Origin of the sequence: Rhodococcus sp. PAMC28707, from assembly GCF_004795915.1 — a bacterium.
Taxonomy (GTDB): domain Bacteria; phylum Actinomycetota; class Actinomycetes; order Mycobacteriales; family Mycobacteriaceae; genus Rhodococcoides.
Genome location: NZ_CP039253.1, coordinates 2,649,675 through 2,663,386, shown reverse-complemented (window position 1 = coordinate 2,663,386; position 13,712 = coordinate 2,649,675). Strand labels below are relative to the sequence as shown.

Genomic DNA, 13,712 nt, shown 5'->3' with positions numbered 1-13,712 from the left:
TAGACGCATATGAAGAACATCGGGTTCTTGTCCTTCGGCCATTGGACGCCAAACCCCCGGTCGCAGACTCGATCGGCCTCCGACGTCCTACTGCAATCCATCGATCTCGCCGTTGCTGCCGAGGAACTGGGTGCCGATGGTGCCTACTTCCGCGTCCACCATTTCGCCAACCAACTTTCTTCACCGTTCCCGCTACTCGCTGCAGTCGGTGCCAAAACGAGCAAGATCGAGATCGGCACCGGCGTCATCGACATGCGCTACGAGAACCCGTTCTACATGACGGAGGACGCCGGTTCCGCGGATCTCATCTCGGGCGGCCGGCTTCAGCTAGGGATCAGCCGGGGATCGCCCGAGCAGGTCATCGAGGGATACCGCCACTTCGGGCACACGCCGCCGGAGGGGTCCGACCACGCGGCGATGGCTCGCGCGCACACCCGACAGTTCCTCGAGCTACTGGAAGGCAAGGGATTCGCCGAACCGAATCCGTCGCCGATGTTCCCCAATCCTCCCGGATTGTTGCGCCTGGAGCCGCACTCCGAGGGCCTTCGCAATCGAATCTGGTGGGGAGCCGGCACCCGGCAGACCGCCGAATGGGCTGCCGAGCAGGGTATGAACCTGATGAGTTCGACACTCCTCAGCGAAGACACCGGAGTCCCGTTCCATCAACTCCAGGCCGAGCAGATCGTTCGATTCCGCAAAGCCTGGTCCGACGCAGGCCACGCGCACGAGCCCCGGGTCTCGGTCAGCCGCAGCATCTTTCCCATCGTCAGCGATCTCGACCGCGCCTACTTCGGCCGCGAAGGCACCGGCCAGGACCAGGTGGGTTACCTCGACGGCGGCAAAGCGCGCTTCGGCAAAACATATGCCGGAGAGCCTGATCGCCTCATCGCGGACCTGGCTGAGGACGAGGCCATCGCTGCCGCCGATACCCTGCTGCTGACCATCCCCAATCAACTGGGCGTCGACTACTGCGCCCATGTCCTCGACGCGCTACTCACCGAAGTTGCTCCAGCACTAGGGTGGCGGTAGCGCGCCGATTCGCAGAGGTTCTCGGCGGCGACTTGGTCGTCAGGCGCGCAAGGAGCGGTATCGGTCTGCAGGATCGATGCGGACCGGTATCTGGCACACCACCGCTTCGGTGTGTTTGCGTAGTGCACCGGCGATTTCGTCGGTGCGTTGACTAGGCAGGAACTTGTGCCACCCGGTGGCCGGGTCGATGGTGGCGACCACCGCGAATGTTTCCTGGTGTGGGAAGTGGGTCCGGATATACCGGGCAAGGGACAGCCCAACCGAGTTTTCGGTGTCTTCGATGACGATCAGATGCGAATCGGGATAGCGGGTTTCCCAGCGATGCCTGAAGTCTGCCGTCGACTCGTCGCCCATGCAGACGTGGATCGCGATCGGCTCCGATGACATGGCAGTCGCTGCAGCCATCGCCCGCACGGACAGTGCCGTGAGTTCCGCTACCGGAACCAGCACAGCAGGTTCGACTCGGACGCCGCGGTAGGTCTCACTACCGTCGACGGTAGTGAGTCGCGTGCCGATGTGCGTGTACGCACCTCGAATGCGTTCCATCCCGAGGATCAGTGCCGGCAGGGCAAGCGCGATCAGCCACGCTCCCTCGGTGAACTTCATTGCGGTAGTCACCACAGCAGCCACGGCCGTCAACAACGCGCCGAAACCGTTGAGCGCCAAACGCCATTTCCAACCGGGAGTGCGCTCCGCCAGCCAATGCCGCACCATGCCGAACTGAGCGAGAGTAAATCCGATGAAGACTCCGATAGCGAACAGCGGGACCAACGTGTTCATGTGTCCGCCGGAGGCGAGGAGCAGCAGAGCCGCGACGCCACCAAGGGACAGAACACCGTAGGTGAAGACTTCGCGTCGCGACTTCCGGCTGAAACGATGAGGAAGGACATTGTCCTCGGCGAGCAGTCGCATCAGGTTGGGAAGTCCGCCGTACGAGGTGTTCGCTGCCAGTGCAAGAAGTATCACCGTGGAGAATTGCACGACGTAGTAGCCCACACCATTTCCGAGTGATGCGGAGGTGAGCTGCGATAGGACCGTCGTACCGTGCACCGGCGTCAAGGAGAACTTCTCGATCAGCACCGCGAGCCCGATCAGCATGGTGCCCAACAGAATTCCAAGGACGACCTCGGCGCGCTGAGCATTGCGCACCCGAGGCGTCTTGAAGCTCGGTACCGCATTCGCGATCGCTTCGACACCTGTCAGTGCAGCACAGCCACTCGAAAATGCCTTGAGGAGAAGAAGAATACCGATCGAATGTGCATTGTCGGCGAGAAACGGAGCCTCGACCGCGGCGGGCTGATCACGAAACAGTCCCGCAATGATGACGGTGAAGATACTCACGACGAAGATCGCAGTCGGGAGCATGAACACCCGCGCCGACTCCGCGATTCCACGTAGGTTCAACGCAGTGATCCCACCGAGTATCGCCAGCGCAATCCAGACCGTATAAGGAAGCAGTGCGGGGAAAGCCGAGGTCAAAGCCGCCACACCAGCGGCGATCGACACCGCGACGTTGAGGGTGTAATCCACGATCAACGACGCGGCGGCCGCCAAGCTTGCACGAGGACTCAGATGCTTCTTCGCGACGGCGTAGGCACCACCACCTTGGGGAAACGCAGCGATCACCTGACGGTACGACGCCACCAGAACCGCAAGCAACACCGCGATCGCGATGGTCACCGGCAAAGTGAACCCGATACCGGCACCACCGGCGAGGGCGAGAACGAGCACGATGGCCTCGGGGCCATACGACACCGAGGCCATCGCGTCGAGCGACAACCCCGCCAATCCTGTTGCGACGGAAAGCTTGTGCTTTTCGGTGTTTCGCGCCGGCCGTGGTGTTGCCGATACGGCCCCACGGTGCCCGAGCATCACTGAATGTCTCATCGCTCGAGACTCGCACGGACCATCGGCGTCGAATCGTTTCCTGTCGAAATATTGACGGGATAGCCGACAATATCGACGGCATTGATCGGATAGCGCCCCGATCAGGGCGAGGCGACCTTGGTTCTTACAAATTCCTGCGGGGCAGCAAGGTGCGTGCGAAACGGAATCGAGCACCTTTCGACCGGCGGGGCGTAGCAGTGACCCACTCCAACTTCGCTCTCTGCTGGTCACCGAAATGCGCCTCTTACCCCTCCATCCACGGTGTCCGCGAGACACGCAATCGAGTACTGCCGATGCGGACGTGAAGCGTTAGAACGGAACCCGTGCCAGATGCCAATTAGCGGCTACGAGCGCCGGACCAGAGAGTTTATGACAAAAAGTGAGGTTCCCCCCGAAAAGTGGACAGTGGTCACGCGGCCATGATGGGCGCGATCAGTGACTGTTCGTACGTGGTGGGGCTGAGCATCCCGATCGTGGAGTGCCTACGGCGAGTGTTGTAGAAGTTCATCCAGTTGTCAACTGCAGCAACCAATTCAGTGGCTTGAACGAAGGTGTGCCGGTAGTAGTACTCGTGCTTGAACGTCGACCACAGACTCTCCGCGCCGGCGTTGTCCCAGCAAATACCGGTTGCCCCCATCGAACGCCGCAACCCGTACCGTTCACACGCCTGCTTCATGATGTCAGCAGTGTACTGAGATCCCCTGTCCAAGTGCATGATTGTTCCCGCGACATCGCCGCCACGTTCGGCGACCGCCATATCCAACGCCTCGACAACCAGCTCGGTGCGCATGTGATCGGCCACGGCCCACCCGAGCACCTTCTTCGAGTGCTCGTCCTTGATCGCACACAGATACATATCACCCTCCCCGCAGGTCAGATACGTGATGTCCGAAGTCCACACCGCGTCGAGTTCGCCCTGATCGAAGCGGCGCTGAACCAGATCATCAGGGAACGAGGCGAACGGATCGACCACGGTGGTGCGGACCTTGAACATGCGCGGACTGATACCGACGACACCGAGCGACCGCATGATCTTGGCGACGGTTTTCTCGGTGATCACCTCGCCTCGGTCGTGAAGTTCGGCGGTGATGCGCGGTGCCCCGTACACGCCCTTCGACTCCTGATGGACCGCGAGGATCTTGATCTCCAGATCAGCTCTACGTTGCTGCCGTTCTGCCAATCTGGTTGTCACCCTGCGTCCTTGGTGCTTGTAGAAACCGGAGGCCGACACTTCGAGTAGTCGTGCCATCCGGGCAACGGCGGAGTTCGCGTACTCCGCGGCCATCAACGAGTAGAGCTCTACTTTTGTTGATTGGCGGCGAAGTACGCGGACGCTTTTTTCAGGAACGCGATGTCTTTCTCCTGCTCGGAGACCTGCCGGCGTAACCGTGCCAGCTCGGTGCGTTCCGCGGCCGTGAGCGGTTGATCGCCGGATGCTGCCGCGGCTTCGATCCGGCGGCGCTCATCGGCGACCCACCGACCGAGTAGGGCTTCGTTGATGCCCAGTTCGCGGGCGACCTCGGCGATGGTGCGGCCGGAATCGATCACCCTGCGGGCGGCCTCGACCTTGTACTCGGTCGTGAAAGACCTGCGTTTGCGGGACATGAGGACATCCTTCCAGCGGAACCATCGATCCCGCTATCTCGGTGTCCACCATCCGGGGGGAGCCTCAAAGTCTCGCTGACACCCGACAGCGGTTCATGGAGTGTCGATCCGAGAACCTCACGCGAGGGGCATTGCCGCTAAGCGACTTTTGGCCACGTATTGGATTGATTCCCACAGCAGTGTCGTGACCAGCATCGGGAGTGAACAAGCGCTCCTGACTACCGGGGTGCTCGGATGACCAATACCGTTTCAGCGGTCATATCGCACGAACCGCACACCGGCGGGCTCCCCGCACGTTCTACGACACAAAAGCACACGAGGCCGGCGTCACCCTTGAGACCGAAGACGAGGCACTTATCGAGCAGGCCGCGAGCACGCTCGATCTTGTTGCCGAGTTGCACCGCGATCTCGACTCACACGGCGCGATGCTCACCAACTCCGCAGGAATGACACTCACGAGGCCCGCTGCGACAGAGATCCGCCAACAGCGCCTGCTGCTCGCAAAATTAACCGCGCAAGTCGGACACCGAATCTAGACCACTGCCAGCAGTACGCAACCTCGAGATTAGTCAAAGGGCACCGGGCTCATCCAGAACTACCCGGCAATCTCATCGAGGATTGCCGAGTACAGCGGGATCAACGTCGGATCGGTCGGATTGCTTCCGTCCTCGGTGAAGCGCATAAACAGCACGCCCACCTGGTGGGTCAGTGGGTAAACAGTCGCCTGGCGGGTGGCGGCAGTCTCATCGACGTATTGGTAGACGGAGAAATCGTCGGTCGTTACGAGTTGCACGCAACCTGAATCGACGCAGAACGAGGTATTGACGCGGGGGTCTCGTGCGGGGAGCCCGGCAGCGGTGACGGCATCGACGACAGCCCGAGCGCTTACCGCGCCCGCTGGCGCTTCAGCAGTTGGGCACGCCGCGGGCGTGTCGACCATTTCGAATTCAGATCCGCCGCGCTGGAGCCCCGTTTGTGCAGCACCTAGCGAATCCAAAGCGAACTTACCGTTGGCGAGGCGTCCGCCACCTTCGGCGTTCATTCCCTTGCCGCAATCAATGGAGACGAACCACCCTCCCGATTCTTTTATGCTGGTATACCGATCGCGCACGTCCCTGAACGCCGCTTCGAGTTGCGCTGCGGTATAGCTTCCCCAAACGTTGAGTGTTATATAACCGTCACGGTCGACGCGTTGCCAGTACTCGGCGATATCCAGTTCAACTGCCGCGGTCGACATCGTCTCGGGTTTGGCACTGGTCGTAGATTGAGTCGTGGTGGTTGGTGCCGTCCTAGTCGTCTCGGTAACGGTCAATTTCTCAGCAGAAGCAGCGCGGGTGTCCGGACGGATGTCGTCTGCTTTTTGCCAAGCGGTTGTCCCGATGGTTGCGGCGACTACCACCACCGCTAGTCCGCCGAGGATATATTTCCGTCGCCTGTCCATGGGTGTTTGCGGGGTGTGTTCCCCTGCAGGCGATGGCGTCTGTCGCTGAGGTGACAGCTCTGTGGCTGACGTCCATTGCCGTCCATCCCACCAACGAAGTAGTCCGGAGCCTTCAGGGTCGGGGTGCCATCCGGCCGGAGTAGTCATGCGCTGATTCTGCCGTAACCAGGAGCTCCTCGATACCAGGCATAAGTTTGCGCTGAGCTCAATTGTGGGTGCTGAACTCACTGCAGCTCATCGTCGTATCGCCGAACTGGAGACCGAGATTGCTCGTGCCAAACGTTCCACCGAGCTGCTTAAGTCGGCGGTGCTCCCAAAGGCGGTTCGAAGCGATTGGGGTGTGGCCGGGAGGGACTACCCGCCCAGACGACGTACCGCGTTCTGGAGCTATCGTCGTCCGGTTTCTATGAGTGGCGAACCGGTCAACCTCGGAACGCTCACTGCGATGGCCCTCGATAACGCAGCTGATCACAGAAGCGCACTCGATATCGAACGGATACCTGCGGCACCCGCCGCGGCCAGACCGAACTCACCCTTGGGCACCAAATTGCCGTGGGGCACGGCTGTGTAAAAACATTTTTGAAAGCTGCTGGTGTGAAAAGACTTCGGGAAAAACGCTCTGCGCGTTCCACGTATATGACCCCGACCGCGAGCGATCTCGTGGACCGTCAGTTCACCCGCTACGAGCAAAATAAGCTGTGGGTCAATTATATTAAGGAACATCCCACGCGCGAAGAAAGGGGTTTATTGTGCCGTTGCCTTGCATACGTTTCCGACACGGGCCGTCGGTGGTCTATCGACCGTTCTCAGACGGCGACGTTGGTGACGAACGCTTCGGAAAGGGCAGTTCGGATCGGGCCCGACCCCGGCACTTTTATTCTTCCCGAACACGGAGTGCAATCCACATCGTGGGCGTTCATACGCCGGGCACAGGACTCAGGACTGGTCTCGTCGATGGGATCGATCGGCGATTGAGGTGTCAACGCCGTAATCGAATCTTTCTGGGGCCGAAATCAAACTGAGCTTCTGAACTGGCAACGATGGATAACGTGGATCGAATTGGCCAATGCTGTGTTTGAGTACCTTAAGACCTTCCACAACCGCCAAACGCCGGCACAGTTACCTCGGATGCTGGCATCGATCGAGTTCGAAGAACGTACATTTCACACGTCAACCCGTCGCGTGGAGTCAAATTTCACGACTCTACGAAACTCGTTGCATATCAAGCCTACGGACACGCCGGGGTGATTCAAGATGTGGTTCATTCGGACGAATGAACGACTAACTATTTCGCGGACAAGGGTGCTACAAACACCCCATGACACGACTTCTCGCGTTTGCCGTTTTCGGCTCCGCCCTTGCATTCACTCTCGTCAGCTGCAGCAGCGACACCTCCGACAGTGCGCCCGAGTCAACGTTCGAGCCCCGCCCAGGCACTCAGTCCTACGACAGTGCCCAAGCGATCACCGATGACCTCGCCGCCGGCGGATTCCCCTGCGAGACCCCCTTCGAGATTGACTCCACCTCGCGGATGGCAGCCAACGCAGGCCGGTGCAGTATCGGGGGAACCGAAACTGTGTTGTCGGTGTACACCTCCACCACCGACAGGGACGACTCCGTCAACGTCCAGTCCTCACTGCTCGGCCCAGCCGGAATCGAATACGGGCTTCTCGTCGGCGCGAACTGGACTGTGAACTGCGGCTCCGAAGCAACATGCATTGCAATGAAGGTTCCGATGGGTGGAAAGATCGTCGCCGAGGACGGAAAATGAGCCGCTGAGATTGGCAACGCCGCTAGTGTCCGACAGGATGGTCGACATCTCGAAGACTCTGTCAGTTGCGCACGCGGCCAAGCGCCGCGATTGCTCAGCTGACAATCTTCGTAACCTCATCTCGGACCCCGCGATTCACTATCTCGGCATCGGGCGAGCTCGACCGAAGATCTGCATCCCAATCGCAGACCTCGACGAGAACAGAGGGTCACTACTCAAATGACAGATGCCGTCTACTTCAGTTCGGAGTGATAAGAATGACCGCACGCGTGCAAGTTGCACGCCAGCCGCGAAAGAACCTGCCACACTCGATCTATGAGCAGCGCGCTGGAACGAAGCCGAGAAGGGGGTGAATTGCCATGGCATTTCCAGTCGATCTGACCGCTGTTCTCACTGGTGCGAGCGTGAACACACTCCGCCGCTGGAGTCGCGAGGAACTCGTTGTGCCGGAAATTCGGGTTCGCCGCCCAATGTTGTACTCATTTCGCGATCTCCACGCCCTGCGCAGCGTCTGCTACCTCCGATCGGAGGTCTCCCTGCAGAAGATCAAGACTGCATTCGCCAACCTCCCGGAGCAGGATCTACTCGATCACCCATCCGAGCATCGATTCGCCACGGACGGCAAAACAGTCGTTGTGTGGACTGAGGACGGCTTCATTGATCTCGTCAACAATCCAGGTCAGTTCAACCTGGTAACCATGAACGACATCTACCGCTCGTTCCAGCGAGGCAAGCGGCGAGTCGTCGACTTTCGTCATCCTCGCAAGCACCTGGAGGTTCACCAGGACAGACTCGGTGGTTGGCCAACTATTCTAGGCACACGCGTCCCGTTCGATGCCGTTGCGAACCTCTTCGCAGACGGAGACGTCTCTGCGGACGAGGTGACGGAGTTCTATCCGACCGTCGGCCCCGGTGCCGTCGAGGACGCAATTTCCTTTCAGCAGGAAGTCAGGGAGATGTCAGCGTGAACATCTTCCTCGACGAGAACATGAACAAGAAGATGCTTCGTTCACTCCAATCGCTCTACCCACGACACCGCTTCATCGTGGGCGGGGTCGACACCCCTTCTGGCATGCTGGACATCCCGCTCTTCGCCGAGGTAGCAAGAGTGGGCGGCGAAGTCTTCGTCACGAACGACATCAAGCAACTCGCCGAGCGACCGGCTGAACGTCGAGCCTGCTGCATAGCCGGCCTTCACTGGCTTGGCATTCCTCGGGTAACTGCAAAAGGCAGATTGGCCTTGTACGGCGAATGCTCGTACCTCTTCGGAATGCTCGAGCATGTCGTCCGGGACATCGAGGCAAACGCAGCGAGCGGACCACGGTACTACCAAATGCTGCGCGGACACGCAGCCCTCCCTGGCGACGTAGACGACTCAGGGTTGCTCTGACCGCTTTCCTCAATCCCGACCGCCCTGATCGAAAGGCTCTCACCCGCAGCAGTGGGAGACTGTCTTACCCGGGGTGCCGGGCGGGCCCACCCAGGGGGCTCCCACCCCACCCGGGGTGCGGTCACGGCAGTCTCGTCAGACACTGGCTGCGTGAGATCACCGCCCAACCTGCTCACGCCGATCGTGATTGAGGACGAGTTTCTTGTAGCCAGAAGCGTTGTAAACCAACGTCTCCGACTCCCACTCGCCACCGGTATCGAAGAATTTCGGAGTCTGGGCGAGGAGGCCTTTGGTTATCAATTCGAGCCATGCCGGTGTTCCTGGGGTTGCAGGTAATTGGCCACAGATCTCGTCAGGGGTTGATGGTGGTGCGGAGTTGACGATCTTCGCGTTCTCCTCCAGTTGCTGTTACTGGGTATCAGCGACACCCGTGACGACCGCGCCGACCAGCTTTCGCGAACGGCCTCATCTGGCCGGCGCCGTCGTACCCGAGGATGTCGCCGAGTGAATCCGAGACGATGTCGCCGGCGGTTTCCGAAGAACTGGGAATACCTCTCACCGTGAACGCACCGGTGCCTGAACTGAATCCAGACGATGACCTATCCGTGAAGCCGTTCTTCGATCACTCGAGGGCCAGGCAGCGTCGGACCGGTCTTCAGGAGTGGAGTCGATCAATGCGTAGACCTCGTTTCGTTCGCAATTCGCGTCCGCCACTGCTGCTTCTGCAACGAGCTGCGAGAACTGGTCGTCGGTGTAGTTAGTCGTTAGGTCGGGTGCCTGCGGTGCCGGTGGGGCGTCGAGGCCCCGAGCGGCTGCGTCCTTCTTGGCTTCAAGGTCCTTGCTCGCTGCTTGGCACGCTCGACCTTCGATGCTGCCTGGTCGCGGGCGGCCCGCCGATCTCTTCGGGTTCGACTGTTTGTGTTCCCGTCGAGCTTGGGCACGCCCTGGTGGCCGGCAAACGCGCTAACGCCAAGGCGTAAGGTCCGCGGCGATGACTACAAGTGGATAGAGCCCCATAGCTTCCGGTAGACGGTCGGAACAATGGTCGAGCGTCTACCGGATTGAGTGCCGCGTCGGCACAGCTCGGTCACTCGGGTAGCGCGGTGATCGAGAAGCACTACATCGAGCGAGCAGGATGGTGCCAGACGTCAGCAGCGTGCTCGACAAGCTGGCACCGATTCAATCCGTGCCATAAACGTGCCCTGGATACGAAAAAGGGCAGGACCGAGGTGTAAAAATCACCTCTGACCTGCCCTCTTGCGAGCCGCCTAAGAGAATCGAACTCTTGACCTTTTCATTACGAGTGAAATGCTCTACCGACTGAGCTAAGGCGGCGTGCCTTTCGGCGATCGTGAGTCTAACGGAGCATCCCGCCCAAATGAAAATCGGCTGCTTGAATGGCCGCTTCAAGCTATTTGTCAGCCTGAATGAACCATCGAAGCGATGGGGCCGGCCTCGATGAAGCACCCAAGCGATGGGGTCAGCTCAGCGCCGAACCCAACGACGCCACCATGGCGTACACCGCGAACTTCGGTTTGGCGTTGAGGGCCAGAGACTCGCGGCAGCGAAGGATGGCCTCGATGCTCTTCAGCAGTGCCTCCGGTGAGGCACCTTTGGCCATCCGTTCGATCTGTTCGGCCATGTCGGGGTGATTGAGCACGGCCGTCGACCCGTACGAGCGGGCCAACGCATCGCGGTACAGGCCGGCGAGGTCGATCAGTGCTCGGTCGTAGGAGTCGCGCACGTTGCGGGTGCGACGCGACTTCTGCCGCGCTTCGAGTTCTTTGATGACCCCTGCAGACCCGCGTAGCGCCCCCGCTGCGCCCTTGCCGGTACCGCCGGCGCCCAGTGCGGTGCGAAGCTCTTCCATCTCGACGCCGTCGAGCGCAGCGCTGATCTCCGCTGCTTCCGTTTCGGCGGCCTTCACCATCTCCTCGGCTGCGAGATAAGCCTGCGTGGGGCGAGCAGCGGCCGATGCGAGCCCCAGCGCACGCGTTCGTCGAGCACGGGCATCCTCGTCTTTGGCGAGGCGTCGAGCGCGCCCGACATGACCGCCACTGATCGACGCGGCCCACTCCGCTGTTTTCTGGTCCAGCTTGTCGCGGGTCTGCAGCACTCCTGCGATGGCCGACGCGGTAGGCGTCACCAAGGGGATGTGGCGGCAGCGCGACCGCAGGGTCACCGACATGTCCTCCGGATCGGTCGACGGCGCACACAGCAGCATGACGGTCCGCGTCGGTGGTTCCTCGACGACCTTGAGCAGCGCGTTGGCGGCGGCCTCGCTGAGACGGTCCGCGTCCTCGATCACGACGATCTGCCACCGGCCGGTGCTCGGACGTCTCGACGCTATCGAGACGATGTCACGCATTTCCTTGACGCTGATGCTCAACCCTTGCGGGATGATGCGTCGAACATCGCCGTGGGTTCCTGCCATCGTCGTCGAACAGGCATGGCACTCGCCGCAGCCCGGTGAGCCTTCCGACGTGCATTGGAGGGCGGCGGCGAAACACAGTGCGGCCACCGAACGTCCTGAGCCGGGAGGCCCGGTGAAAAGCCAGGCGTGAGTCATGGCGGACCCGGTATCGCCATTGCGTGCACCGACGGCTGCAGTGGTCAGCTGCAACTCGACGTCCTCTTGGCCGATCAGCCGATCGAATACTCCTGCCATGGGTGGTGATCCTAGTCGTCGAGTAGGACGCCGTAGACGGTTGCGGTACTGCCGGATGGACGGATCCCCCGACCTAGATGTCCTCGACGAGCATTCTCGCCGCGACGCTCAATCTGATACAGAACGAGTTGAAGTCCTTCTCCATCATGACGAACTGAAGCGCTCGGCCGTCGATATCGACCACCGCCACACAAGAATCACCCTTGTACGCGAAGATTTGAACCCTTCGCGTACCTACGTCGAAGTAGGTCAGGTCGGTGACACCGGACGTCCCCTCGATCGAATCCAGCGGGAGACCTGCCTTGATCGTGGCAGTGAACGCAACATCCTCACCCGTCCAGACGCACCCGCCCGACATCGGCACGACCGTCTCCGGATCCACACCTACCGCTACCGTCAGCGTGATTTCGTCGAAATCGCATGGGTCGAACTCCGCAGGAGTTACCGCCTCGGTCGTCGATGGCGTCGCCGAACTCGATTGGCCTTGCCCATGCCACGGGTCCTCGACGACAGCTTTGCCCTCGACCGATCGAGCGCACCCCGACAACACAAGTAGACAGCATGCAGCTACGGCTAGTTTCTTCCTCACAACCACTTGGACGTAGCGAATGCCCCGCTGGTTCCAGCGTTACCCAGTCGCGTTCGGTCGGCACCCATCCGCTTCAATGGTTCATTCAAGATGACAGATAGCTTGAATGGTCCATTCACGTTGGCAGACAACAGTACTGAACACCCAAGAGCTCCCATCACTGCCGGCATTGGGCCCGCGCCAGTGCTAGTGCTAGTGTGCACCCGAAATGAGCTCGATCAGCCCGAAGGGTGCGCTGTCGCCGATAACCAGATCCAACGTCTCGTGTGCCTCGGCGGCGACTGCTGCGCTGCGCGGGAACAGCTCCCCCTCGTAGGCCGTCAGCGCTGCCTCGATATCACCCGGATGTGCGGCGATCGACTTCCCCAGCTCGGAACCGTCGAACATCGCCAGGTTCGCGCCGTCGCCGGATGGCGGCATGAGATGCGCCGCGTCACCGAGGAGCGTCACACCAGGAACGCGATTCCATCGGTGCTCGTTCGGGAGCGTGTAGATCATCCGCGCAACCGGCGGGGCCTCACCATCGGTGATCAGTGAAGTGAGTTCGGGTGCCCAGCCTTCGAATTCGGCTGCGATCCGGCGCGGTGCGGTGTCGTCGGAGAAGTCGATTTGGGCGTACCAATCCTCGGATCGCTTCAGCTGAACGTAGGTGTGCAGAATGCCCCCTGCCTCGCGGTGCACCGAAATCCCTTTACCGGGGGTGAGCGCGAACATCGCACCACTGCCGACGGCCGCGGCTGCGGCAGAGTGCCTTTCGTCGACGTCGGTCAAATAGGTCTCGACGAAAGTAACGCCGGAGTATTCCGGTATTGAATCCGAGAGTAGAGGCCGCACCCGTGACCAGGCACCGTCTGCGCCCACGAGAAATGGAGTGACAACCGTCGACCCGTCTGTGAATGCCAGTTCATGCGTGCCGTCACCGCGGGACGTGACGCCCGCGAGCTTCCTTCCCCACTGAACAGTGCCGTCGGGCAAGGATTCGATGAGGATTCGTCGGAGATCGCCGCGAAGAACCTCGGGGCGGGTTCCGTTGCCGACGTCCTTGTCTTCGTACAGCACCACGCCCTGTGCGTCGACCGCACGCGTCGCTTCGCCACCCTCGTGAATGATCGCCTGGAACTGGTCCGTGAGACCGGCCTCGGCAAGCGCCGCTTGCCCGTCGGCGACGTGAATATCGAGCTGCCCGCCCTGGGTGCGGGCCTGAGGGGAGGCGTCGGACTCATAGACGACCGCGGAGATCCCGTTCGTGTGGAGCACGCGAGCGAGGACGAGCCCGCCTAGCCCCGCGCCGACGATGGTTACTTGGAATTTCAAGTCCTACCCCTTCTATGG

The 13,712-nt window shown here is 60.8% G+C and carries 11 protein-coding genes and 1 tRNA gene; 4 read left to right on the top strand and 8 right to left on the bottom strand.

Annotation, left to right across the window (positions count from 1 at the left end; genetic code table 11):
- Positions 1-9: 9 nt before the first annotated feature.
- Positions 10-1,029: an LLM class flavin-dependent oxidoreductase gene (locus E5720_RS12050; RefSeq protein ID WP_136170845.1), complete on the top strand. Its 1,020-nt coding sequence runs from the start codon at positions 10-12 to the stop codon at positions 1,027-1,029.
- Between the two features lie 39 nt (positions 1,030-1,068).
- Here the strand turns inward: E5720_RS12050 and E5720_RS12045 are convergent, their stop codons facing one another.
- The 4 genes from E5720_RS12045 to E5720_RS12030 form a co-directional block, all read right to left on the bottom strand.
- Positions 1,069-2,916: an APC family permease gene (locus E5720_RS12045; protein WP_210729857.1), complete on the bottom strand. Its 1,848-nt coding sequence runs from the start codon at positions 2,914-2,916 to the stop codon at positions 1,069-1,071.
- 409 nt (positions 2,917-3,325) lie between these two features.
- Positions 3,326-4,201, bottom strand: coding sequence for an IS3 family transposase (locus E5720_RS12040; protein WP_247595936.1), 876 nt, complete (start codon positions 4,199-4,201; stop codon positions 3,326-3,328).
- A gap of 14 nt (positions 4,202-4,215) precedes the next feature.
- Positions 4,216-4,521 carry a transposase gene (locus E5720_RS12035; protein WP_136170843.1) on the bottom strand — a complete coding sequence of 102 codons (306 nt, stop codon included), beginning with the start codon at positions 4,519-4,521 and terminating at the stop codon, positions 4,216-4,218.
- Between the two features lie 595 nt (positions 4,522-5,116).
- Positions 5,117-5,923: a hypothetical protein gene (locus tag E5720_RS12030; RefSeq protein WP_247595935.1), complete on the bottom strand. Its 807-nt coding sequence runs from the start codon at positions 5,921-5,923 to the stop codon at positions 5,117-5,119.
- Positions 5,924-7,280: 1,357 nt separating this feature from the next.
- Between E5720_RS12030 and E5720_RS12025 the strand changes: the two genes are divergently transcribed.
- The 3 genes from E5720_RS12025 (at position 7,281) to E5720_RS12015 (ending at position 9,123) form a co-directional block, all read left to right on the top strand.
- A complete protein-coding gene (locus E5720_RS12025) occupies positions 7,281-7,733 on the top strand; it encodes a hypothetical protein (protein WP_136170841.1) in 453 nt (150 codons plus the stop codon).
- Between the two features lie 359 nt (positions 7,734-8,092).
- The gene (locus E5720_RS12020; RefSeq protein WP_136170840.1) at positions 8,093-8,701 is read left to right on the top strand and encodes a DUF433 domain-containing protein; all 609 of its coding nucleotides are present in this window, start codon (positions 8,093-8,095) and stop codon (positions 8,699-8,701) included.
- Positions 8,698-9,123 carry a hypothetical protein gene (locus E5720_RS12015; protein WP_136170839.1) on the top strand — a complete coding sequence of 142 codons (426 nt, stop codon included), beginning with the start codon at positions 8,698-8,700 and terminating at the stop codon, positions 9,121-9,123. The genes E5720_RS12020 and E5720_RS12015 overlap by 4 nt, the downstream gene beginning before the upstream one ends.
- A gap of 1,262 nt (positions 9,124-10,385) precedes the next feature.
- On the opposite strand, the gene E5720_RS12010 is transcribed toward E5720_RS12015, so the two are convergent.
- The 4 genes from E5720_RS12010 to E5720_RS11995 all read right to left on the bottom strand — a co-directional run bounded on the left by E5720_RS12010 (position 10,386) and on the right by E5720_RS11995 (position 13,694).
- Positions 10,386-10,458: transfer RNA gene (locus E5720_RS12010), tRNA-Thr, on the bottom strand.
- A 145-nt stretch (positions 10,459-10,603) separates the two neighbouring features.
- Positions 10,604-11,791 (bottom strand): DNA polymerase III subunit delta', encoded by a 1,188-nt coding sequence (locus tag E5720_RS12005; protein ID WP_136170838.1) that lies wholly within the window; start codon positions 11,789-11,791, stop codon positions 10,604-10,606.
- Positions 11,792-11,864: 73 nt separating this feature from the next.
- Positions 11,865-12,341, bottom strand: coding sequence for a DUF3558 domain-containing protein (locus E5720_RS12000; protein WP_168708338.1), 477 nt, complete (start codon positions 12,339-12,341; stop codon positions 11,865-11,867).
- Between the two features lie 231 nt (positions 12,342-12,572).
- A complete protein-coding gene (locus tag E5720_RS11995; RefSeq protein WP_136170836.1) occupies positions 12,573-13,694 on the bottom strand; it encodes an NAD(P)/FAD-dependent oxidoreductase in 1,122 nt (373 codons plus the stop codon).
- Positions 13,695-13,712 lie beyond the last annotated feature (18 nt).